Below are 21,453 nucleotides of genomic sequence, written 5' to 3' on the forward strand. Positions count from 1 at the left end.
TCACAGGAACTCCTTCAACCGCGGCCATACCCCGACGACGATCGATCCCGCCGCCGCCAGCAGCAGCACCAGCGTGCCCAGCGGGCTCAGGGTGAGGGCATTTCCGGCCGTGTTCACATCGTCGCGCACTTCCTGGCGGGTGCGCTCGAGTTCGGTCTTCAAGGCGTCGTCGAGGGCGGTGAACTGGGCCGCGGATCCCGCGCCGTCGGTCTTGATCGACTGGTCGACCGCCCCGCGGTAGTCGTTGGACTTGTAGGCGGCGAGCTCCTTCTGATGGCCGTCCTGCCAGCCCGAGAAGGCTTTCGACGCCGCGGAATTGCCGCTCAGCAAGCCGGCCAGATCCGCGCGCAACTGGTCGCTGCCGGCGGTGAAGCGCTGCTCGCTGGCGTCGACGTCGCCGCGGGTGATGAGCTGCAGCGTCTCCTCGGTGCGCGCCTGCTGGGCGAGAATTCTTGCCTGCGCGAGCTTTTCGAAGCGGGCAGTGGCCCCGGTGTCGATGGCCGCCGTGGTCGCGGCCGTGGTGGCCAGGACCCACAGCAGCGCGACCACCGTCAGACCGCCGGCCGTGACCACGCCCGGATTGATCCAGCGGTTGGTGCGCCGCACCAGAATCCACGAGCCGTAGCCGCAGGCCGCGAGCAGCAGCACCAGCGTGCCCGCGCTCCACCAGGGCAGCCCGGTGATCGCGCCCTGATCGCTGTGCAGCTGTGCGAGGCGAATGTGCTCCAGTTCGCCCGCGTCCTTCAGGATCGAGCCCTGCATGAGCGCCGACGCCTGCCGCAGATACGCGGAGCCGACCGGCAGGCCCTGCCGGTTATTGGCCCGCGCCGCCTCGACATAGCCGGTGTAACTGGGCAATTCGGCCGAGATCCGGCCCAGGATGGTGCGGGTCTCGGCGTCCGCGGCGCCGGTGGTGGCCTCCGCGAGCGCGGCGGCCGCGTCGGTCAGCGCGTTCTCGTAGCGGATCCGCACCTCGGGCGACTCGATGCCGCCGGAGAGATAGGCCGTGGACGCCGCCGCGTCGGCCGTGGACAGTGCCACGTACAGCCGCTGCGCGGCATTGGCCAGAGGTTCGGTGTGCGCCAGGACGGTGTCGTGGCGAGTGATCTTGGTGCTCTGCTGATCGGCGGTCACCAGGCCGCCGAGCAGGGCCAGCAGTGCGAGGGCAGCGCCCACCGCACCGATGACGCCGGGCGCGGTGCGCACGAAGCGCCGCGTCCATTGCATGCCCCCGCGAGTGATCGCCGCTGAGCGACTGCGAATGGTCGCCGGTAAGCGACTCCTCAACTCCGTTTCCCCCGTTCGACCGGCCGATGCTCCCCGTAGCCAGATCGTACGGTAGCGATCGCACCCTGTCGATCGAGTTCCAACCGGTCGGAATTCGCTGAGCGGGTCCATCATTTCGAATGCACGTGCATTCACGACCGAACCATGAAATCCAGATTTAACCGCGTGTAATCGCCGGGAAATGTTCCGGCACAACACTTGGTTCACCCGATGTGACCTTAGACACCTTATGTCACAACGTAATTTAGTGCTGGAGCGGGTCTGGTGCCTGCCCGCTCCGCGGTGAGGTAGCGCTGAACCATGTCACCGTATCCCGACTGGCTGAATCCCGGCGACAATGCCTGGCAGTTGGTAGCTGCGACTCTAGTCGGCCTGATGAGCATTCCCGGTATCGCGATCTTGTACGGCGGTCTGGTGCAACGCAAATGGGCCGTCAATACCATGCTCATGGCGTTCACCGGATTCTCGCTGGTCCTGGTGGTGTGGGTGCTGTGGGGCTTCAAGATGGGGTTCGGCGAGCCCGTCAAACTGGGCCCAGGAATACTGCGGGCCGCAATCGGCAAGCCGCACACAATTCTGAGTTCCAATAATCAAGAGCAGGCCGTGATTCCGCTGCTCGACGGACTCATGCCCAAGTTCCGATTCTCCCAGACCACGCTGGCCTACTTCCAGTTCGTGTTCGCCGGCATCACACCGCTGCTGTTCCTGGGCAGCGTGATCGGGCGCATCAATTTCAAGGTGTGGCTGATCTTCGTCCCGCTCTGGTCGACGCTGGCGTATTCGGTCAATGCATTCCTGATCTGGGGCGGCGGCTGGTGGTCGCAAATGGGTGCGCTCGACTACTCGGGTGGATATGTCATCCACCTGGCCGCGGGCACCACGGGCTTCGTGGCCGCGGCGGTCATCGGCCCGCGGCTGACCCGCGACCGGGAACGGGCGGTGCCCAACAACCTGCCCATGGCCGCTGCCGGGGCGGGCATCCTGTGGCTGGGCTGGAACGGCTTCAACGGCGGCGACCCGTACTTCTCGGGTGCGGATGCCTCACTCGCGGTGATCAATACCAATCTCGCCACCGCGGTCGCGGTGCTGACCTGGGTGATCTGGGACATGCTGGCCGGTCCGTCGCGGCGGCCCAACTTCCTGGGCGCGGTCAACGGCATGATCGCCGGCCTGGTCGCCATCACCCCGGCGGCGGGCTTCGTGAACAGCTTCGGGGCCATGGTGATCGGTCTGATCGCCTCGACCCTGGTGTGGCTGTCCTGGAACAAGCTCGGGCGCACCCGGCTGTTCCGCAAGGTCGACGACACCCTCGGCGTGGTGCACACCCACGGCGTGGCCGGGCTGGCGGGCGGCATGCTGGTCGGTGTGCTGGCCGACCCGAACATCCGGGTGTACCTGGGCACCGGCGGCGCGGCCGACGCCACCTACGGCGGCTGGCTCTACGGGCACAATCCGAAACTGCTGCTCTGGCAGGCGGGTGCGGCCGCGACGGTGATCGTCTGGGATGCGCTGGTCACCTTCGTCATTCTCAAGGTGCTGAGCCTGTTCATGAGCCTGCGCATGCCCGACGACGTGCTCGAGACCGGTGACGTCGGAGCACACGAGGAAGAGGCGTATCCGGACGACACGCTCGTCCACGCGCAACCGTCCGTGCGGAAAGCGGTGCGAACGGAAGCGGCAGTGCGGCAGGACGGAGCGGAGATTCCGGCCAAGGAATCCTGATGTCGGCGCCGCTGCACCTCGGCGGCATGATCGGTTACCACAATATGGACCCGGGCGGCGGTGCGGACGCGAAACTCCTCACGCTGGTGGTGCCGCCCGGCCTGTTCGATCAGATCAAACAGGCCCTCGCCGCCTTCGGTGTGCGGCGCATGGTGGTCACCCAGGTCTATCGTGTGGACGACCGTGACAACCGCGTCGAAAGCTATCGCGGACAACGTTTCGAAACCGATGTCTCCGCCGGCCTGCGAGTCGAATTACTCGCCCGGACCGAGGATGTCACCGACCTGGTGCGCATGATCGGCCGGATCGGCTCCAACCACGAAGCCTCCAATATCCAGATCTGGATGATCGACGCCCGCCGGTTGTGAACGGCCGGGAAACTCGATTGCCGCGCTCCCGCCCCGATCGTATGGTCGGGGCGGGAGTGTGCCGTGCTGATTCGAGGCGGCGTAGCAATTCATCGGTGGGAGTTCGGGTTTGGCAGTGCTGTTGGCATTCGGCGTGGTCGCGGAACGTGATCGGCGCGCCTGGCTGGTCGAGACGGGGGAGGCGATCGAGCATGACGGGCCCGAGGGCGCGGCGGTCGTCCTGGGCGCACGGGACAGCGATCCCGCCCGCGTGGCCATCGCCTGCGCCGACCTGGCCGGGCTCATCGAGTTCGGCGGCACCGTAATCGCCGGGGCCGGAATCGATCTGGGCGACGGCTTCGTGTCCGCGCGGCTGGCGGGCGCCGGCGGTGACCGGCGGGACGCGGTGCTGGCGGCACTGCGGGTGCTGAAGGTCGGCGGCGGGTGGCGGCTGGGGGAGCGGACGGCGACCCTGGTCGCGCTGTTCGGGGTGACGGCCACCAAACCCGCGGGCGCGGCCGCCGAGCAGGCTATCGGCGAGGGGCGCTGGGCCGCAGTGGTATTGGCGTCCGCGGCGGCGGATCTGCTCGGACCCGAGCAACTGGTGCGTGTGCTCGAGCTGCGCGCGCCCGACGGCATCGATCCGGTGCCCGACGGCGCGGCGTCGGTGCTGGCGGCGAATCTGGGCCGGGTCCTCGAATCCTGTTCGCGCCCACGGCGGCTGGAGCTGGTGCTGGATCTGTGGGAGCAGGTGTGCGCGCGGCAGCGCGCCGTGCTCGAGCGTGAACGGCTGCTGGCGAGCCATGATCTGAGCGTGCTGGAGTCGCTGCGTGAACGCTCCGACCGGTTCTACGAGCAGCAGCTGGTCGAACTCGTCCAGGGATCGACCCCGGGGCCGCTCACCCTGCCGACGGCCATTCGATTTCGCCCGACCTGGCGCAATCTCTGGAAGCACTGCGTCGAACGGATGATCCAGGACGCGCTCGCGGCCACCGTGCTGCTGCGGGCCGCGGTCGCGGTCCACGAACTCGGGGTGGTCGCGGGCATCGACCGGGTGCGCGAGGAGATCGCCGTGGTCTCGGGGATGCTCACCTCGCGAGAGATCAAGGCGGCCAGGTATCCCGTCGGCGAGCTGAACGCCCTGCCCGTGCGGCCCGGTGTCCATGTTCGTGAGATCGACGCGTGGCTGCGGCAACAGCAGCCACGCAACGCCGCCTACGAACGGTTCGTGCGCGCCCGGATGCGGACCGCGCTCGCCTCCGCGATCGTGGTCGACGAGCGGTGCCGGATGTTGCTCGGCATCGATATCCCCGCACGGTCGTTCCCGGCGGAACACTGGGATTCGAGCTCGCTGCGGGCCTGGCGCGCGGTCGCCGGTTACACCGCGCAGCGGCCACCCCAGGACTGGCGTTTCGACCCGATGGTGCGCGTCCATGGTCAGCCCGGCCTCGCGGTCCGGCTGGCGGGGGATCCCGCCGCGGCCGAGCATGCCTCCGACCTGCTGTGGTTCGCCGACCTCGCCGATGCCATGGCGCGGGCGCGCGGACATGAGGCCGCCGTGCCGACGCACTACTACCGGGTACCCGACTTCGAGACGAATCCGGCGGCACCGCAGCCGGATCCGCTGACGCCGCGGTCGGACTCCATACCGCTCGCGGTCGCCGGAGCCGCCCAGCTGGTCGACCTCGGGGCGACCGTGCCTGCCCGGTGCCGGGACTGGGCGCGCCTGTGCGCCGGACTGGTGGGCAGCGGTGTCGTGGCCGCTGCGCTCACCAGCGAATTCGAGGTCGCCGAACCGGTCCTCGCCCACGACGGTGCCGGGTTGCCCGGGACGTCGCTGCGGATTCAGATCGCCCGCACCGCCACCCGGCTCGCGGAGTGGTCGGACCATATGGGCAATTGCATTGCGGGACAGTGGTATCAAAGTCAGGCCGTGCGCGGGCGCAGCATCCTGCTCGGCCTGCGCGACGAGCACGACCACCTCCAGGTCAATGCCGAACTGCGCCGCGCCGGCCGCGGGTGGACGGTCAGCGAGATCGCCGGGCGATTCAACCAGGAAGCCGATCCCGCAGTGCGGCAGGCGGTCCGGGACTGGGCCGCGACCCTCCGCGTCGAGGAGCCGGAACCTGATCCGGTGGAGTTGGTGACTGCCGAGCCGCCCGCTCGGGCCCGGCGCTCGGCACCTGATCCGGTTCGTGAGGTCGGTCCCGCACTGCACGAAGCGGTCCGCAAGGCGATGGTCGAGTCGGAAGCCGCCCTGCGCGTCCTCGCCGCTCTGGCCGGAGACACCGACGGCGATCCCAAAACGCTGACCGCTCTGCGCCGTTCGGGCATCGACCGGCTCACCGCCCTGTGCGCGACCTTCCTCGACGCCGACCCCGCCGCCCTGCCCGCCGTGTGGACCGCCGGCGGCAGCCGCCCCCTCGCCGCCGCGATCGAATCCCTGGACGCCGCCCTCCTGACCCGCTACCCCCGCCTGCCCACCGTCACGGCCGATGCGCCCGTACCGTCGAAGCGGCTGCGCGCCTTGATAAAAGAGCCGGACATCGCCACCGCCCGCAGCATGGACCTGATCGCCCAGCGCGTCCGCGCCGTCCTCGGCCGCCTCGCCCGCCGCGGCGACCCCGCCCTCACCCACGCCATCAGCCGCCACCCCACCCCCGATCTGCTCTGCCCCCTGATCCTGGCCACCACCTGCACCCCCACCCACTCCACCCCGGTGACCGCGATCAGCGCCCCCCGAGCCACCACCGTCCCCGGCTACCCCGCCACCTCCCTCTCCGCCCCCGAGGGCCCCTGGCTCACCGCCTGGCCCGCCGCCCTCGAACTCGGCACCCCCGACCCCGGCCCCGGCCACGAAACCTTCTGGGCCCACATAGCCGACCACGGCCTCCTCATCCCGACCGCCTGGCTCGGCGCCGGCGGCTGGCCGGCCCTCTGGTCCCGAGCCCACCGGGAATAGCGTCGCCCTCCCTCGAAGCTTCTCGGACCGGGCTCACGGTTGCTGGTCGCTGTTGTTCGCCGTGATCGAATCCGGCGACCGGTCGACAGCTTCGGACAGGTTCTGCGGATCGCCTCGGCGTAGGAAGCGCGTAACCGTGTGTGCCACAACGCGGTACGAGAGGTAGGCGGGCACGATCACCAGCAACACCATGCGCAGCGCTATCAGGGTGGCGGCGACTGCCAGATAGCCCACGCTCATGCCGTCGGGGGAGCCGAATCCGTGTCGCTCCGACAGTGCCGCCAGGACGGGGCGCAGGGCGAGGTACAGGACGATCGGGATCAGTGGGAGCCGGATGAGACGCCATCCTGCGCGCAGCCACTGGGTGGCGGGAATTCTCATGCGGCGAGCTCCGGGCCGGAGGTGAGGAAGGCGAGTAGGAGGGCGTTGCCGATCACGCCGCCGTTGGCGAAGCGCAGGCGGTTGCCGCTGCGCAGGGGGAGGCCGGCGAGGTCGGTGGTGCGGAACAGGCGGGTGAAGATGCCGCGGTGGCCGAGGGCGCGGGCCGGGGCGAGCGCGAAGCCGGTGGCCGAGACCGATATTCCGAGGATGACCGGACCGCTGTCGATGTCTCCGGTGCCATCGGAACCCCGGCCGTACTCGTGGATGGCGCTGAAGCCCAGGATGTTTCGCTCCTGGTGGAACAGTCCGGTCGCCAACTCCTCGGCCAGTGCGCGGTTCGCGAAACCGGCGAAATAGGCGCCCAGCCCGGTTCCCGAGGCGCGTGGGGCATCGTGCGCGTGCGCGTCGACTCCCATGCGCTGCACCAGCAGTCCGGTGCCTCGATCGATCTGGACCGCGCGGACCTGTTGCGCCCAATGGGCGAGTACCGCCGTGTGGTCGACGCCGGTCGCGCGGCCGTGCACCGCGATGGCCGCGGCGACCGCCGCCACATCGGTGGGATAGGCCTCGCCCGGAAAGGTTTCCAGCAATGCGGCGGGCGAGGCGAGCAGGCGGCGCTCGTAGGAGGCGACCAGCGCGTCATCCTGGGCCGCGAGGTCGGGCGGGAACGCCGGGTCGACCAGCCGCGCCATCCCGAGCGCGAGCGCGGGATACGAAAGATACGCGTGCCCGTGCGGACTGTCCGGAACCGCCAGCCCATCCTCGCCGTTCCAGGCCGCGGTGAACAAGTCCCGCATCTCCGGCCGCAGACTCTTCGCTGCCGCACGAGTCGCGATGGGCGCGAACCGTTCCCGCCATTCCGGGTGCGCCAGACACACCTGAGCCAACCCCAGGGCGGTCATCTGATGCGCGAGCAGCCCCCACATCCCGGTGATCTCTCCACCCGCGCCGCCCTCCCGCAGCTGATCATCGGCATCCTCGAACGCCACGAGCTCCTCCGCAAGCCCACGCACCCGCCCCGAATCCCCATCGAACCACGCATCGGCATCGCGCCCACACCACCAGCCCGGCACCAACGCCGCCACCGACAACGCAGCCAGCAGCCAGGCCAGAATCGCAACCCAACGCCGAAACCTGTGTGGTCGAAGTATTTCGATCGGACTCCCCATGAGCCGAACGTACATTCCCCACCCGGCCCACTGCGACAACGATTTTCACCCCGATCCATCGGCAGCCGGGATCGCAGTGCGCAGTCGGCAACAAGATCAGGGAGCTCTCAGCGACGGAAATCGGACGGATTTCCGCAGCAGTGAGAGCTCCCTGATCTTGGTTGCTGGATGCTCCTGATCCGGTCAGAGCTTGGTGACGGCGTCCAGGACTTCCTCGGTGGTGGCGGTGACGCCGAGACGGGGGAAGATCTTCTCGATGGAGTGGGTGTGGGCGGCGGGGTCGCGGTCGGCGGCGGCGTCGGTGGCGACGATGACGTGGTAGCCGTGTTCGTGGGCGGCGCGGGCGGTGGATTCGACGCCGATGCTGGTGGCGATGCCGCCCAGGACGATGGCGGTGACGCCGCGGCGGCGCAGGTGCAGGTCGAGGTCGGTGCCGTGGAAGGCGCCCCACTGGCGCTTGGTGATCCGGATGTCGGTGGGCTGGATGTCGAGTTCGTCGAGGAGCTCGTCCCAGCCGGGCGGCGGGGTGAACGCGCCGGCGGGCTGCATGGTGCGGCCGGGTGGCATGTCGCTGCCGTCCGCGGCGAAGGTGACGCGCACCAGGACGACCGGCAGGCCCTTGTCGCGGAAGGCCTTGGCCAGCTCGGTTCCCCGGCGCACCACCTCGTCCGCGGGGTAGGGCTGGGTGGGGGCGGCGACGATACCGCGCTGCAGGTCGATGAGAACCAGAGCGGTGTTGGGATCGAGCAGGGTGTCGGTCAAGGTGCAATCCTTCTCTGGGAGTGGTGATTCCGGTCAGTCTTCGGTGAGCCGGGCGAGCAGCGGGATCGCGGCGATGAGCGAATCCTGTTCGCCCGGCGAGAGTTTGGTCGTGATCGCGGTGGCCAGCCAGTCTTCCTTGGCGTCGTGCGCCAGCCGCAGCAACCGCTGTCCCGCCTCGGACAGTGACAGCAGCACCTGCCGCTGATCGGTCGGATGCGGCGCGCGCACCACCAGCCCGCGCTCCTCCAGCACGGCGAGGGTGGTGCGCATGGACTGCGGCCGCACCCGCTCGGCCCGCGCCAGATCGGCGACCGACATCGGCCCCTCGTGTCCGAGCCGGCTCAGCGCCACGGCCTGCGAGGGCGTCATCTCGATCCCGGCCCGGGCCGTCCGCAACTGCCGCAGCAGCCGACTTGCGGCGACACGCAGTTCGCTCGCGGCGGCGGCCACTGCTGCGGCCGACCTGTCCTCTCCGTTCACGCTCACCGGCCCAGAGTGCCACAAGCAAAGTCAAACTTGCAAGTTTGCCTGTCGAATTTGTGATCCGGCCAAGCGGTCGCGGAGGAAGCGGGTGATCTCCGCGCGCGCCGCTCTGGCCTGGGGCACCAGGCCGGGCATCGTGATGAACGCGTGTGTCGCGCCGGGGTACTCGGAAAGCTGTGTGGGCGTGCCGGACTCGCGCAGCCGCTCGGCATAGCGGCGGCCCTGGTCTGCCAGGGGGTCCAGGGTCGGCACCACCACCAGGGCCGGGGCGAGCCCGCCGAGGTCGTCGGCATACAGAGGTGATACCGCACGAGGATCGGAGCCGGGCGGTACGGCCAACTGCCGGAACAGGTTCAGCTTCGGCAGGCTGAGCGTCGGACTGTCCGCGTACCGGGAGATCGACGCATAGTCATCGAACGACCCGGCCAGATCGCTCGCGGGGTTGACCAATACCTGTGCCCGCAGCGTCAGTCCGGACGCCTTGGCGCGGATCGCGGACAGCGCGGTGATCAATGCGCCGGTGCTCTCCCCGGCGACGGCCACCCGTGTGGGGTCGACTCCCCATTCTCCGGCGTGATTCACAATGTGCCGCAGCACATCCCAGCCGTCGTCGGCGGCCGCCGACAGCGGAATCCCCGGCGCGAGCAGGCGATGCTCGACCGACACGACGACCGCGGGCAGCCGCGCCGCGAGATGACTGTTCCCCCAATCGCATTGCGCCGCCGTCCCCGCGAACCCGCCACCGTGGACGTGCATCACCAGCGGCAGCGTGCCGCCGCGTTCGCCCGACGGCCGGTACACCCGGACCGGGATCACGCGATCACCCAGCGCCACCTCCTCCCAATCAGTAGTGGTGCCGCGCTCCGGAAAACCGGTGATCACCCGCACTGCCCGCGACCCGAAGAGACGATTGGCCGCCTCACTGTGTGTAGCCAACTCCGCCGCCGTCAGCGTTTCCCAATCCGGGTCCGTGCGCAGGGCGTGCAGCAGCCGAATACCCAACGGCGGCCGCTCTCCCGTGCCCGCCCGGTTCGTGTCATTCCTGTCGTGTCTGAACATGCCCCCAGCATCGGCGGCACCCCGCCGGAGGTATTGAAGAAATGTTCCCGTTCCGGGCCATGGGCCGGGCTGACGTCTGTCCGAATGCCGCCAGCGCGATGGCTGATTCCCGCCGGTCATCGGGGATCGACTGGGCCAGAGTAGGTGAGGAAGAGAGAAGACGACGAAGGAGGAAGCGATGCGCGTGTACACCACGATGGCCAGCCCGGTCGGAGAGTTGCTGCTGGTGGGGGAGCTGCGGGGCGACTCGGTGGAGCTGACCGCGGTATCGATGGCCGGGAGCAAGAGCATGCTGGTGGAGGGGGAGTGGACTGCGGACGCCGAAGCGTTCGCCGAGGTGGTGGGGCAGCTGACCGCCTACTTCGCCGGGGAGCGGAGCGAGTTCGATCTCCGATTCGGCAGCGCCGGAACCGATTTCCAGCGGCGCGTGTGGAGTGCCCTGGAAGAGATCCCCTACGGGACCACCACCACCTACGGGGAGATCGCGGCGCGCATCGGCGCACCCAGGGCAGCCGTGCGCGCGGTGGGTTCGGCCATCGGTGCGAATCCGCTGCTGATCGTGCGACCCTGTCACCGCGTGATCGGCTTCGACGGCTCGCTCACCGGGTACGCCGGGGGAGTGGAGCGCAAGCAGCAACTGCTGGCCCTCGAGCGGGCCGCATGACCACCGCTGCCCTCGGCTCGGTGTGGGCCGGCCGGGTCGCCCAGCAGGAATGGGCGGCCCTGGCCGGTGAGCTCGACGACCACGGCCACGCGCTCACCGGTCCGCTGCTCACCGCCGCCGAATGCCGGACCCTCGCAGGGCTTTACGACGAGGAGGAGCATTTCCGTTCGACGGTCGACATGGCCCGCCACCGTTTCGGCTCGGGCGAATACCGCTACTTCACCCATGACCTCCCCGAGATCGTGGCCGAGCTGCGGTGGGCTCTGTATCCGAAACTGCTTCCCATAGCGCGGGATTGGGCCGCCCGGCTGGGCCGGCCCGGCACCTGGCCGGAACGCCTGGACGAGTGGATCGCCCAGTGTCATCGGGCCGGTCAGGTGAAGGGCTCGCAGATCCTGCTGCGCTACGGTCCCGGCGACTGGAATGCCCTGCACCGGGACCTGTTCGGCGACATGGTGTTTCCGCTCCAGGTCGTGATCGGTCTGGACGCACCGGGCGTGGACTACACCGGTGGTGAATTCCTCATGGTCGAGCAGCGCCCGCGCGCGCAATCCCGCGGCGCGGCCATGGCGCTGCCGCAGGGGCACGGCCTGATCTTCACCACCCGCGATCGCCCGGTGCGCGGAACACGCGGCTGGTCGGCCGCGCCCATGCGGCACGGGGTGAGCCTGGTGCGGTCCGGTCAGCGCCACACCCTGGGCCTGGTCTTCCACGACGCCTGAGAGGGGAGGGCGATGGCGTACACCCTGCTCGGCGCGGACGGCCGCCCGTATGCCAGCCGGACCCCCGGCGTCCTGGGCGGCCATCGCCGCCTGAAGATCTACGGCCGCCTGGACTGTCCGGCCGCGCTGCGCGCCCTCGCCCGCGGCGGCTACACCGCCCATCGGGTCTTCTTCGCGGACGAGGCCACCGCGGTCGCGGCCGGCTATCGCCCCTGCGCGGTGTGCTCGCGGTCGGCCTATCGGGAGTGGCGGGCCGGACTCACCGACTGATCGAGACCGGTTGGTAGCTAATACGCTGGACCCCATGCTGACCACGTTGGCCGTGGAGAACTGCCGGTCCCTGCGCAAACTGCGGGTGCTGCTCGGCCGCCTGAACGTGGTCACCGGTGCCAATGGCAGCGGCAAATCCAGCCACTACCGCGTCCTGCGCCCGCTCGCCGACTTCGCCCGCAATGGCGCGGTCGCCGGCCTGGCCCGCGAGGGCGGGCTCGAATCGACCATCTTCGCCGGACCCGGCCGCTCCGGACCGAACACCCCGCTCGTGCCGGCCGATCCGCAACGCGCGCCGGACCTGCTCGCGCCGCGCGAGCGCATTCGCTCGTGGCGCTTCTACGACCATCTGCGCACCGACGCCGCGGCCCCCGCCCGCGCACCGCAGATCGGCACCCGCACCCTGGCCCTGGCCCTGGCCCGCCGAGGATACCCAGCTGGTGGTGGTGAGCCATTCGGACGAACTGATCGGCGTCATCGACGAGTACGCCGACGACGCGACCATGATCGAATTGCTCGAACAGGAAGGCGTGACGACGGTGGCCGAACAGGGAACAGCGGATGAACCGCCCTGGTATTGGCCGGACCGTTAGTCGCTCGGTGACGTGGAAACTTATTCTGGGGACGTGAGTGTGGAAACCATCGGTGAACCGGGACCGCTGCCGCGTGGCCGGCACGGGCTGACCCGCGAACAGGTGGAGGCCTCGCAGTACCGGCGCCTGTGCACCGCCGTGCTGGAGGCGGTGGGTGAGCTCGGCTTCGCGGCCACCACGGTCGCCGATATTGTGACCCGGGCGCAGGTGGCGCGCCGCACTTTCTACGCGGTATTCGGCGGGAAGGACGAATGTTTCGCCGCCGCATACGATCTCGCGGTCGGCGCGGCACTGGAACAGTTGCAGGAGACCGTCACCGGCCTCGAAGGCGTGAATTTCGCCGACCGGGTGCGGATTTCCTTCGAGATCTATCTCGGCGTGCTGTCCATGCAGCCCGGTGCGGCCCGCGCACTGTATGTCGAAACCCTGGCGGCCGGACCGGGATTGGTGGAACATCGGCTGCGCGTCCACGAGCGATTCGCGGACTACATCATGGCGGTGGCCCGGGTCGGCGTGCGCGACGGCGATCTGACCGCCGAACCCGATCGGCAGCTGGTCGACATGCTGCTCGGCGGCATCGACGATCGGGTGCGCGCCTGCCTGCACACCAAGGGCGCCCAGGCGCTGCCCGAACTGGCGCCGTTGTTCACCCGCACGGCCATGGCCATTGTGAGCACTCCGGCCCCCTGACGGCTGTTGGTCGCCACAATCGCCCGGCATCCACGCCGGGCCGCGCTGTCACCTGGCACAGCGCCCGTGACACGGGCCACAGCACGCTCCTACGGTCGCAATCGGATTCGACGCGTTCGGTCGGATCCGCTGGACGCAGTAGGAGATTTCATGAGGCCGACCATCCGTACCCTCGGCAGTGCCGTATTCGCCAGTGCCACCGCCTTCGCGGTCGCGTTCTCGACCGGCGTGGCGCGCTCCGAGCCGGATTCCATCGCCGACTCCGGCAGCAGTTCCGGCTCGGCGACCGTCAGCACCGCCTCCGACACCGTCGGCGTGGGCCCGGAGATGTCGTCCTTCCTGGCCGCTTTCGGCTACGGCCTGACCCACCCGGATACCGCGCCGCCCGGATCCAACGACTGGAACTGCAAACCGACCCCGGAGCACCCCAATCCCGTGGTGCTGGTGCACGGCACCTGGCTCAATACCTACGACAGCTTCTCGTTCCTGTCCCCGCAGGTCGCCCGCGCCGGATTCTGTGTCTACGCCTTCAATTTCGGCCGTGAGACGCCGCTGGGCGGCGGCGGTGTCGGGCCGATCCTGCCGGGCCGCTACGGTGTCGGGCCGATGGAGGACTCCGCTCGGCAGCTCGGTCAGTTCATCGATCGGGTGCTGGCCGCCACCGGCGCGCCCGCGGTCGACGTCATCGCCCACTCCCAGGGCGGACCGGTCACCAGCCAGTACCTGAAATTCGAGGGCGGCCTCGGGAAAGTCGGCAAGGTCATCAGCTTCGGCGCGACCACCCACGGCACCTCGTTGCTCGGCATCGCCACCCTCGGGCGCATCATCACCGATCTCGGCCTGAACATCCTCGGCTTCTACGAGCCGCTGATCGGCCAGGCCAATACCGAGCAGGTCCTCGGCTCGCCGTTCTATGCCAAGCTGAATGCCGACGGCGACACGGTGCCCGGCGTGGCGTACACCGCCGTCGGCACCACCCACGACGAGATCTCCAACCCCTACGAGTGGACCTTCCTCACCCCGGGCCCCGACGCCCCCGTGGAAAACATCACGCTGCAACAGGATTGCCCCGAGGACATCTCCGATCACCTCACCATCATGTACTCGCCCCGGGCGGCCTCCATTGCGCTGCACGCCCTGGACCCGGCCGCCCATCCCGACCTGGTCTGCACCTTCAACCCCTGGATGATCGGCGGCAGCGGGCACATCTGAGCGACGTCCGGGGGCTCTCGCTCCCGAATCACCAGCACGAGGGAGGCCGGGGACTCGCCCCGGCCCTCTGGCTTCTCTCCGAAAGGGACCACGATGACGATCGGCGATGCCGTCGAAACCGGCAGTTTCGCAATGGAATCCGACCTGCCGCGCGGGCATCCTCTACTACCCGGGGAGGATCCGTTCTACCGTTCGCCGATCGACCCGGGATCGGTTGCGCCGGGCACGATCCTGCGGTCGCGGCCGGTGCGGCTCGGCCTGTTCGGGCGCATTCCGCAGCGCGTCCGAGCCTGGCAGTTGCTGTACCGCAGCACCGATCTCAACGGCCGGCCGGAGGCGACGGTCACCACCGTCCTGCTGCCCTGGGACGCGGAACCGTCCGCGGACCGCCCGCTGGTGTCGTTCCAGTGCGCCATCGACGCCGTCGCGCCGAAATGCTTCCCCTCCTACGCTTTACAGCACCGCGCCCGCGCGCTGGGCGCCATCCCGCAGGTGGAGTTCCCGCTCATCGCCGCCGCACTGGCCCGCGGCTGGGCGGTCTCGGTGCCCGACCACGAGGGCATCAACGGCCACTTCGGCGCGGCCCGCGAGCCCGGCCACCGCGCCCTCGACGGCCTGCGGGCCGCCCTGCGCTTCGCACCGCTGGGTCTGCATCCGCGCACCCGAATCGGCCTGTGGGGCTACTCCGGCGGCGGTCTGGCCACGGTGTGGGCGGCCGAACTCACCGCGAGCTACGCCCCCGAACTCGATATCGTGGGCGCGGTCGCGGGCTCACCCGTGGGCGATCCCGCCTCGGCCTTCGTACGCCTGAACGGTTCTCCCTTCGCGGGATTCGCGATGGTGTTCACCTCCGGGCTGCGCCGCGCCTACCCGGAACTGGACGGCTGTGTGCAGGGTCTCGTGTCGGCGGAGTACCTCGAACTGCTCGACCGCGCCGAATCGATCGCGACGTTCCCGCTGCTGGCCCGCTATGCCGGCCGAAATGCCAACCGGCACATCAAAGGTGGTCTCGGCGCGCTGCTGACCCGGCCCGAGATGCGGGCGGTGCTCGACGACATCCAGCCGGGCGCGCAGGCTCCCGCCATGCCGCTGTTCGTGGTCCAGGGCGTCAATGACGAGGTGATCGCGGTCGCCGATGTCGATGCGCATGTGCGGCGCTATCACGCCCGCGGCGCGCATGTCCGCTATCTGCGCGACCGGCTCAGCACGCATCTTCCCTTGCAGTTCATCGCGATTCCGGTGATGGTGGACTGGCTAGCCGACCGCCTGGCCGACCGACCGCTGCCGCCGTCGGAGGTGCGCACCGTCTGGTCGGTGGCAGCCTCGCGGCGCGCCCTGTCCGAGCACCGTCACTTCGCCGCGCTGCTGGCGACCATGGTGTCCGGCCGCCCGATCCGCACCCGCTCGGACTTCCGATAGCTGCGCGCCACCAGCGCGGACCGCAGGTACCACAGCCCGGACGGCTGGGCCGGATCGAATCCGGTGAGCTGCCCGATCCGTTTGAGCCGATTGTCGACGGTATTGGTGTGCACGCCCAGCACGCGCGCCGTATGCCGTCGGCTCAGGTCGTTGCCGATATGGCGGCGCAGGGTTTCCAGCAGTTCCGGGTAGGCGTCCAGCGGATCGAGCAGGGTGCCGAGGTATTCGCGGGCCGGGCCCGGCCGGGTCAGCTGGTACTCCATGGCCAGGTCGTCGAAGCGGTACAGGCCGGGCGCGCACTCCAGGCGGTGCACCATGTCCAGCAGCTCGTGCGCCTGCTCGGCGGCCTCCGGAATGCGATGCGTCTCGGTGTGGATGACGGTGGCGGTCACCGGAACCTGTGCGGCCGTGGACAATCCGTCGACCAGGTCGCCGAGTTCGGCGGGCGTCACCTCGGCCGCGGGCAGCAGCACCGTGCCGCCGTCGGCGCTGAGCAGCGACAGCGCCCGGCCCCGACCGCCGCGGGCCAGCTCGGACTGGACCCGCCGCAGCTTGCGGCGGGCCACCACCTCACCGTCCACCCGGGGATCGTCCTCGCCCGGATGCGACGGAATGCTCAGTGCCAGCACGTAATACGACTCGTCGATCTCGATGCCGCCGGCGCGGGCCATGGTCGAGGCGGGATGCCCGGCCAGTAGGGCCGACGCCACCGTGTGCACCGCGGTGTGATGCTCGGCCACCACCGCCCGGTGCTCGCGCACATAGGACACCGCGAACGCCGAATCCACGATGGCCAGCACCTCGAACAGCCGGCGCGCGGTGACCGCGAGCCGGGCGTAGTCCTCGGGCCCGGTGGCGTCCACGATGAGATCGAAACCCACGGCGAAGCCGTCGTGCACGGCGCGGTGGATGGTCCCGATGGGAATGCCCTCGCGCGCCCAGTCCGCGCCAGCGCGCTGCAGCCGTTCGACCTTGGCGCTCACGTCACGGCCCTCCAGCACCCCGGCCGCGAGTTCCAGGCAGGTGCGGGTGACGGCGGTGACCTCCCCGCGCAGCGCGTCCCCGGGCAGGGTGCCGCAGCGGGCCACGTGTTCGGCGAAGTGCGCGACCAGGGCGGCGGACAGGCCGCGCGCATCGCGCAGCGGTCCGGAAATCGGTGCGGCCGTGAGGGGTTGCGTTGCCTTGATCATGCGCGAATCCTCCACAGCTGTCTGGGAACGCCAGCGTTCCTACTGGCCCGTAACAGTAGCGTGGGTCACCTGGCGCGGCAATATCGATTGACCTCTTCCGCCGTGCACGGCCCATTGTCAGGACCTTTTCCGGCGCGGGTCAGGAGTACGATCGGCCGTATGGAAAGCCCGGTTCCGGCAGCGGACACCACCGAGATCACCGACAAGCGACTGCTGCGCGGCTCGCGCACCCGCAAGGTGGTGCTCGGCCGGGCCGTGGACATCGCCTCGCTGGACAGCCTGGAGGGCTTGAGCTTCGGTCGCCTGGCCACCGACACCGGCCTCAGCAAGGCGGGCATCCAAACCCTGTTCCGCACCAAGGAAGCCCTGCAGCTCGCCACCATCGACTACTTCCGCACGGTCTTCATCGACACCGTCACCCGGCCCGCCCGGGCGAAACCCCGTGGCGCCGAACGCCTGCGGGCCCTGATCGAGCTGTGGATCGACTACGCCGCCGGCCCCTGCTTCGAGGGCGGCTGCTTCCAGTCCGCGAACCTGGCCGAATTCGACAGCCGCCCCGGGCCGGTGCGCGACGCGCTGGTGGCCAATCAGCAGGACTGGCTCGACCTGCTGGCCGGTGAGCTGTCCTACGCCCGCGACCACGGCGAAATCGCCACTCTGGACGCCGATCTGGCGGCCTTCCAGATCGACGCGGTGCTCGCAGCGGCGAATACCGCACTGCGTCTGGGGGACGACAGTGCGGTGTCGAAGGTGCGCCGGACCGTCGAGGGCTTCCTGACCAACCCTGATCAGCGGTGAGGCCCTTCGGGTTCGGGCCCGCGTACGATCAGCAGCCGGGCTTGGTCCAGAAGGCCGTGCCCTCGACCTGCACCACCGGGCATGCGGTCTTGTCCCGGCTGCGTGCGGCATTGCTGTCGACGGTGCTCACGAGAGCGTCGGCGCGTGCCCGGCCCATCAGCGGGTGGTTCTTCAGGACCGCGTCGACGGTGCCGCCGTCCGCGTCGATGGTGAACGGGCAGGACACCGTCGCCGTTCCGTTTCCCGGCATCGGCTGGACGCCGGTACACAGCGGTGTGGGCATGACGATCCCGTTGACAGTGAGCACCATCTGGTACCACACGGAGATGTCGTCCGGGTGCGACGCGGGGATCGCTGCCGCGCCGAAGGGTTGCCGTGCGCTGGTCAGGGTTTCGATCGCGGTGCAGTCCGGTCCGCACGGGTCGCTCCGGCTGCCCGCGACGGTGATCTCGGTTTCCGAGTCGGTGGCGTTCTCGGTCGCGGTAGAGCCCGGCCACCAACGCCGCCGATCGCCGGGATCCGCCGCGGCCCACAATCCGGGCACCGACACCACCGCCGGGTTCTCGACTGTCATTCCTGCCCATCCACATACCGATAGCTCACGCGTTAGCGCCGCGTGCACTATAAGCTGCCCGAAGCTGTGAACGGGGTGCGAAATGGCCTGTCGAGTGGGCGAATTGCGACAGTCACGGCATGATCAGGGAGTGGTGAGTTTTCCCGGCAGCAGTGTCCTCGTAGGGCGGGCGGCAGAGGTGTCCGCGCTGGTCGAGGCGGTGGGTGATCCCGGTACACAGACGGTGTTGATCGCGGGGGAGGCCGGGATCGGGAAATCCCGGCTGGTGGGGGAGTTCACCGAGCGTTTGGACTCTCGCGCGATGGTGCTGCTCGGTCGCTGCCCGGAGCTCGGAACCGGGGGCGTGGCCTACGCGCCGTTTCTGGCGGTGCTGCGCGGGCTGGTGCGGCAGCTCGGCGGCGAGGCGGTGGCCACGCTGCTGCCGCCGCATCCGGCGCTCGCGAACTGGCTGCCGCAGTTGGCCGTTCACACCGGCGGCGCCGCCCCGGAGGCCGACCGCATCCGCCTGTTCGGCGAAATCCTCACGCTGCTGGAGCAACTGGCCATGACCCGGCCGGTGGTGCTCATCCTCGAGGATCTGCACTGGGCCGATGACGCCAGCCGTGAACTGCTCACCTTCCTGGCCGCCAATCTCGCCGACGCGGACGCCCTGCTGGTCGGCACCTACCGTCCCGGCGAGGCCGGACCGCTGCGCGGCCTGGTCGCCGAACTGCGCCGCAATCCGGGCGTGCGGGTGCTGGAACTGCACCCGCTGACCCGCCATGAGGTGGGCCGCCAGCTCGCCGCCCTGCTCGCCCGCGAGCCCGAACCCCGGCTCATCACCAAGGTTTTCGAACGCAGCGGCGGCAACCCGCTGTTCGTCGAGGCGCTCGGCCAGTGCCCCGACCAGCTGCCCGCCGACCTGACCGATCTGCTGCTCGGCTTCCAATCCGGCCTCTCCGCAGACGCTCTCGCCGTGGTCCCCCCGGCCGCCGTCCTCGGCTCCCCGATCCACCACGAACTGCTGGCCGCCATCGTCGGCCTACCCCCGGACGAACTGGACCGCGCCCTACGGGAATTGGTCGACCGCCACCTGCTGCACACCACCGAGACCGGCTACGAATTCCGGCACGGCCTCATCCGCCAGGCCATCTACGACCGGCTGCTGCCCGGTGAGCGCACCCGCCTGCACGCCCGCGCGGCCGCGGCGCTGCGCGCCCGCGGCGAGGCCCTCGACGCCGAATCCCGTGCCGACCTGGCCCGCCACGCCCGCGCCGCCGGGGATCTGGAGCAGGCCCTGCGCGCCTACTGGTCGGCGGCCACCGCCGTCCCCGCCACCCACCCGGAACGCCTCCGGCTCCTCGAACAGATCCTCGTCCTCTGGGATCGGGTGCCCGCTGCCGAGCAGATCCTGCCCACCACGAAACTGGCTGTCCTGGAACAGATCGTCGACGTCGCGGTGGCCTGCGGCGCGACCGAGCGCGGCATCGCCGCCGCCGACGCGGCGCTGGCCCTGCTCGACCCCACCGGCGACACCGCCCCCGCCGAGTCCGCCACCGGAAGTACCGAGTCGAGGTCGGGCCGCCGCTCGGCCGGCCGGGACGACGGCGAGCGCGCCGCCGATGCGGACGCCGACCGGTGCGAGGTCGAGCGGGTGGCGCGCATGTATCGGCGGCGGGCGTACCTGCGGGGGACCACCGGGGCCGGACCGGGAACGGATCTGGCGCGGGCACTGCAGCTGTTGCCGGTGGCGGGTGCCGGTGCGGAGCGGGCGGAGGCGCTGGTGCAATCGGCCTCCGCGCGGATCTTCCGAGGGGACGCCGCCGGGTCGGCGTCGGACGCCCGTGCCGCGCTGGTTATCGCCCAGCGACTGGGGGCGGACGCCCTCGTGGCGCGGGCGCACGCCCATCTCGGGCTGGCGGGGGCCGCCGCGGCGGAGGTGGCGGGGGATGGTTCATCCGGGCCGGAATCGGCGGTCGCGGACGAAACCGACTGGGCGCTGGATCATTTCGCCGAAGCGCACCGGGCGGCCGCCGCGGCCGGGGACGCGCGGATCGTGGTGGATGTCGCCACCTGGGAATCGGCGGTGCTGGTCGCGGCCGGGCGGTACGAAGCCGCCATCGCCGCCGTCCGGCAGGGACTGCGGGCCGCGCACGAGTCGTTCCGGTTCTCCGAGTCCGCACCGATCCTGTTCGTCAAATGGGCGCAGGCGCTCGCCGCGCTCGGCCGCTGGGACGAGGCCCGGGCCGTGGTCGACGAGACGCAGTTCGACCAGTTGCCGCCGCTCAGCCGGGCGGCGCTGACCCTGTGTCTCGCGCGAATCTCCCTGGCGGAAGGGAACATCGGCGCGGCGCGGGAAGCGGCGGCCGAGGCCGGGCGGTTGCTGGGTGACAGCCGGTGGGCCGCGCAATATCGGCTCGAACTCGTCGCATTGACCTGCGCCGTGGACTCGGCGGCGGGCGACGAGACCGGGGCGGCGGCGGTGCTGGCCGGCGTGCTCGCCCAAGGCGACGGTGCCGCAACCCTGTTCGCGCATCCGCACGACGCATGGCCGCTGGTGGCGCTGGCCGCCCGAACCGCCGGAGCGCCCGCCGAACTGCTCGCGCTGGGTGACACGCTGCCCGCGGTGTCGCCGGTCGATGCCGCCTATCGCGCCGTCTTCACCGCGCGGCTGGCCGGTTCGGCGGCGCGCTGGTCGGAGGCGGTCGCCGCCTGGCGCGCCGTCGAGCGGCCGTACGAGATCGCCGCCGCATTCCTGGAAGCGGCGGAATCGTATGCGGCCGAAGGGAATCGAGCGGCCGCAGACCTGGCCGTGCGCGAGGCCGCCGAGATCGCGGCCCGGCTGGGTGCACTGCCGTTGCAGGAGGCGGCCGCACGGCTGGCCGACCGGGCCCGCCTCACCGCCGGGCGAACGGCGGAAGCGCCGAAACCGCACGGCGGCACCGTGTCCGGCCGGCACGGCCTGACTCCGCGCGAGCTGGAGGTGCTGCGGCTGGTCGCCAAGGGCATGAGCAATCGCGGCCTCGCGGCCGAGCTGTTCATCAGCGCCAACACCGCCGGTGTGCACGTCTCCAGGATTCTCACCAAGCTCGGCGTGGCCAGCCGGACCGAGGCAGCGGCCTTCGCACACGATCACGGCCTGCTGGCGTCCTCCGGTGACAACGACTGAG

Annotated in this window: 19 protein-coding genes and 1 pseudogene; 12 read left to right on the forward strand and 8 right to left on the reverse strand. The window is 70.1% G+C overall.

The genetic code is table 11. The features are described from left to right. On the reverse strand, window positions 1-1,227 hold the full coding sequence (locus ACFXN1_RS17720) for a hypothetical protein (protein WP_379439749.1): 1,227 nt from the start codon (window positions 1,225-1,227) through the stop codon (window positions 1-3). 360 nt (window positions 1,228-1,587) lie between these two features. Here ACFXN1_RS17720 and ACFXN1_RS17725 point away from each other — a divergent pair, with 360 nt between their 5' ends. From ACFXN1_RS17725 to ACFXN1_RS17735, 3 genes are all read left to right on the forward strand, one after another. Then, entirely contained in the window at window positions 1,588-3,009 is a 1,422-nt protein-coding gene (locus tag ACFXN1_RS17725) for an ammonium transporter (protein ID WP_379403593.1), read from the forward strand. Next, window positions 3,009-3,377: a P-II family nitrogen regulator gene (locus ACFXN1_RS17730; protein WP_354846270.1), complete on the forward strand. Its 369-nt coding sequence runs from the start codon at window positions 3,009-3,011 to the stop codon at window positions 3,375-3,377. Before ACFXN1_RS17725 ends, ACFXN1_RS17730 begins: the two co-directional genes overlap by 1 nt. A 109-nt stretch (window positions 3,378-3,486) precedes the next feature. Beyond that, window positions 3,487-6,318 (forward strand): hypothetical protein, encoded by a 2,832-nt coding sequence (locus ACFXN1_RS17735; protein WP_379439751.1) that lies wholly within the window; start codon window positions 3,487-3,489, stop codon window positions 6,316-6,318. Between the two features lie 33 nt (window positions 6,319-6,351). Here the strand turns inward: ACFXN1_RS17735 and ACFXN1_RS17740 are convergent, their stop codons facing one another. The 5 genes from ACFXN1_RS17740 to ACFXN1_RS17760 all read right to left on the reverse strand — a co-directional run bounded on the left by ACFXN1_RS17740 (window position 6,352) and on the right by ACFXN1_RS17760 (window position 10,115). Continuing rightward, window positions 6,352-6,699, reverse strand: a complete 348-nt coding sequence (locus ACFXN1_RS17740) for a hypothetical protein (protein ID WP_379439753.1) — start codon at window positions 6,697-6,699, stop codon at window positions 6,352-6,354. Then, window positions 6,696-7,868 (reverse strand): hypothetical protein, encoded by a 1,173-nt coding sequence (locus ACFXN1_RS17745; protein ID WP_379439754.1) that lies wholly within the window; start codon window positions 7,866-7,868, stop codon window positions 6,696-6,698. The genes ACFXN1_RS17740 and ACFXN1_RS17745 overlap by 4 nt, the downstream gene beginning before the upstream one ends. A gap of 183 nt (window positions 7,869-8,051) precedes the next feature. Continuing rightward, on the reverse strand, window positions 8,052-8,630 hold the full coding sequence (locus ACFXN1_RS17750; protein WP_379439756.1) for a hydrolase: 579 nt from the start codon (window positions 8,628-8,630) through the stop codon (window positions 8,052-8,054). 33 nt (window positions 8,631-8,663) lie between these two features. Continuing rightward, window positions 8,664-9,116 (reverse strand): MarR family winged helix-turn-helix transcriptional regulator, encoded by a 453-nt coding sequence (locus tag ACFXN1_RS17755; RefSeq protein WP_379403588.1) that lies wholly within the window; start codon window positions 9,114-9,116, stop codon window positions 8,664-8,666. Window positions 9,117-9,140: 24 nt separating this feature from the next. Next, window positions 9,141-10,115 carry an alpha/beta hydrolase gene (locus tag ACFXN1_RS17760; RefSeq protein ID WP_379439757.1) on the reverse strand — a complete coding sequence of 325 codons (975 nt, stop codon included), beginning with the start codon at window positions 10,113-10,115 and terminating at the stop codon, window positions 9,141-9,143. 235 nt (window positions 10,116-10,350) lie between these two features. Here ACFXN1_RS17760 and ACFXN1_RS17765 point away from each other — a divergent pair, with 235 nt between their 5' ends. The 7 genes and pseudogenes from ACFXN1_RS17765 (at window position 10,351) to ACFXN1_RS17795 (ending at window position 15,742) form a co-directional block, all read left to right on the forward strand. Beyond that, complete coding sequence (locus ACFXN1_RS17765) at window positions 10,351-10,836, forward strand: methylated-DNA--[protein]-cysteine S-methyltransferase (protein WP_379439758.1); 486 nt, start codon at window positions 10,351-10,353, stop codon at window positions 10,834-10,836. Continuing rightward, entirely contained in the window at window positions 10,833-11,558 is a 726-nt protein-coding gene (locus ACFXN1_RS17770; RefSeq protein WP_379439760.1) for a 2OG-Fe(II) oxygenase, read from the forward strand. Before ACFXN1_RS17765 ends, ACFXN1_RS17770 begins: the two co-directional genes overlap by 4 nt. 12 nt (window positions 11,559-11,570) lie before the next feature. Then, entirely contained in the window at window positions 11,571-11,828 is a 258-nt protein-coding gene (locus ACFXN1_RS17775) for an Ada metal-binding domain-containing protein (protein WP_379385241.1), read from the forward strand. A 34-nt stretch (window positions 11,829-11,862) separates the two neighbouring features. Continuing rightward, window positions 11,863-12,243, forward strand: a pseudogene (locus ACFXN1_RS17780) (AAA family ATPase); the annotation flags it as partial. Between the two features lie 211 nt (window positions 12,244-12,454). Next, a complete protein-coding gene (locus ACFXN1_RS17785) occupies window positions 12,455-13,111 on the forward strand; it encodes a TetR/AcrR family transcriptional regulator (RefSeq protein WP_379385237.1) in 657 nt (218 codons plus the stop codon). A gap of 150 nt (window positions 13,112-13,261) precedes the next feature. Further along, a complete protein-coding gene (locus ACFXN1_RS17790) occupies window positions 13,262-14,323 on the forward strand; it encodes an esterase/lipase family protein (RefSeq protein WP_379439762.1) in 1,062 nt (353 codons plus the stop codon). Between the two features lie 93 nt (window positions 14,324-14,416). Next, window positions 14,417-15,742, forward strand: coding sequence for a lipase family protein (locus ACFXN1_RS17795; RefSeq protein ID WP_379439763.1), 1,326 nt, complete (start codon window positions 14,417-14,419; stop codon window positions 15,740-15,742). On the opposite strand, the gene ACFXN1_RS17800 is transcribed toward ACFXN1_RS17795, so the two are convergent. Further along, entirely contained in the window at window positions 15,673-16,932 is a 1,260-nt protein-coding gene (locus ACFXN1_RS17800) for a PucR family transcriptional regulator (protein WP_379439765.1), read from the reverse strand. The genes ACFXN1_RS17795 and ACFXN1_RS17800 overlap by 70 nt on opposite strands. A 159-nt stretch (window positions 16,933-17,091) precedes the next feature. Between ACFXN1_RS17800 and ACFXN1_RS17805 the strand changes: the two genes are divergently transcribed. Next, a complete protein-coding gene (locus ACFXN1_RS17805; RefSeq protein WP_379439767.1) occupies window positions 17,092-17,730 on the forward strand; it encodes a TetR/AcrR family transcriptional regulator in 639 nt (212 codons plus the stop codon). A gap of 28 nt (window positions 17,731-17,758) precedes the next feature. Here ACFXN1_RS17805 and ACFXN1_RS17810 read toward each other — a convergent pair whose 3' ends face one another. Next, a complete protein-coding gene (locus ACFXN1_RS17810) occupies window positions 17,759-18,304 on the reverse strand; it encodes a hypothetical protein (protein WP_379439768.1) in 546 nt (181 codons plus the stop codon). Window positions 18,305-18,434: 130 nt separating this feature from the next. Here ACFXN1_RS17810 and ACFXN1_RS17815 point away from each other — a divergent pair, with 130 nt between their 5' ends. Then, window positions 18,435-21,452 (forward strand): helix-turn-helix transcriptional regulator, encoded by a 3,018-nt coding sequence (locus ACFXN1_RS17815; RefSeq protein WP_379439769.1) that lies wholly within the window; start codon window positions 18,435-18,437, stop codon window positions 21,450-21,452. Window position 21,453: the final 1 nt, after the last annotated feature.

This window comes from Nocardia sp. NPDC059154 (genome assembly GCF_042755705.1).
Lineage (GTDB): Bacteria > Actinomycetota > Actinomycetes > Mycobacteriales > Mycobacteriaceae > Nocardia.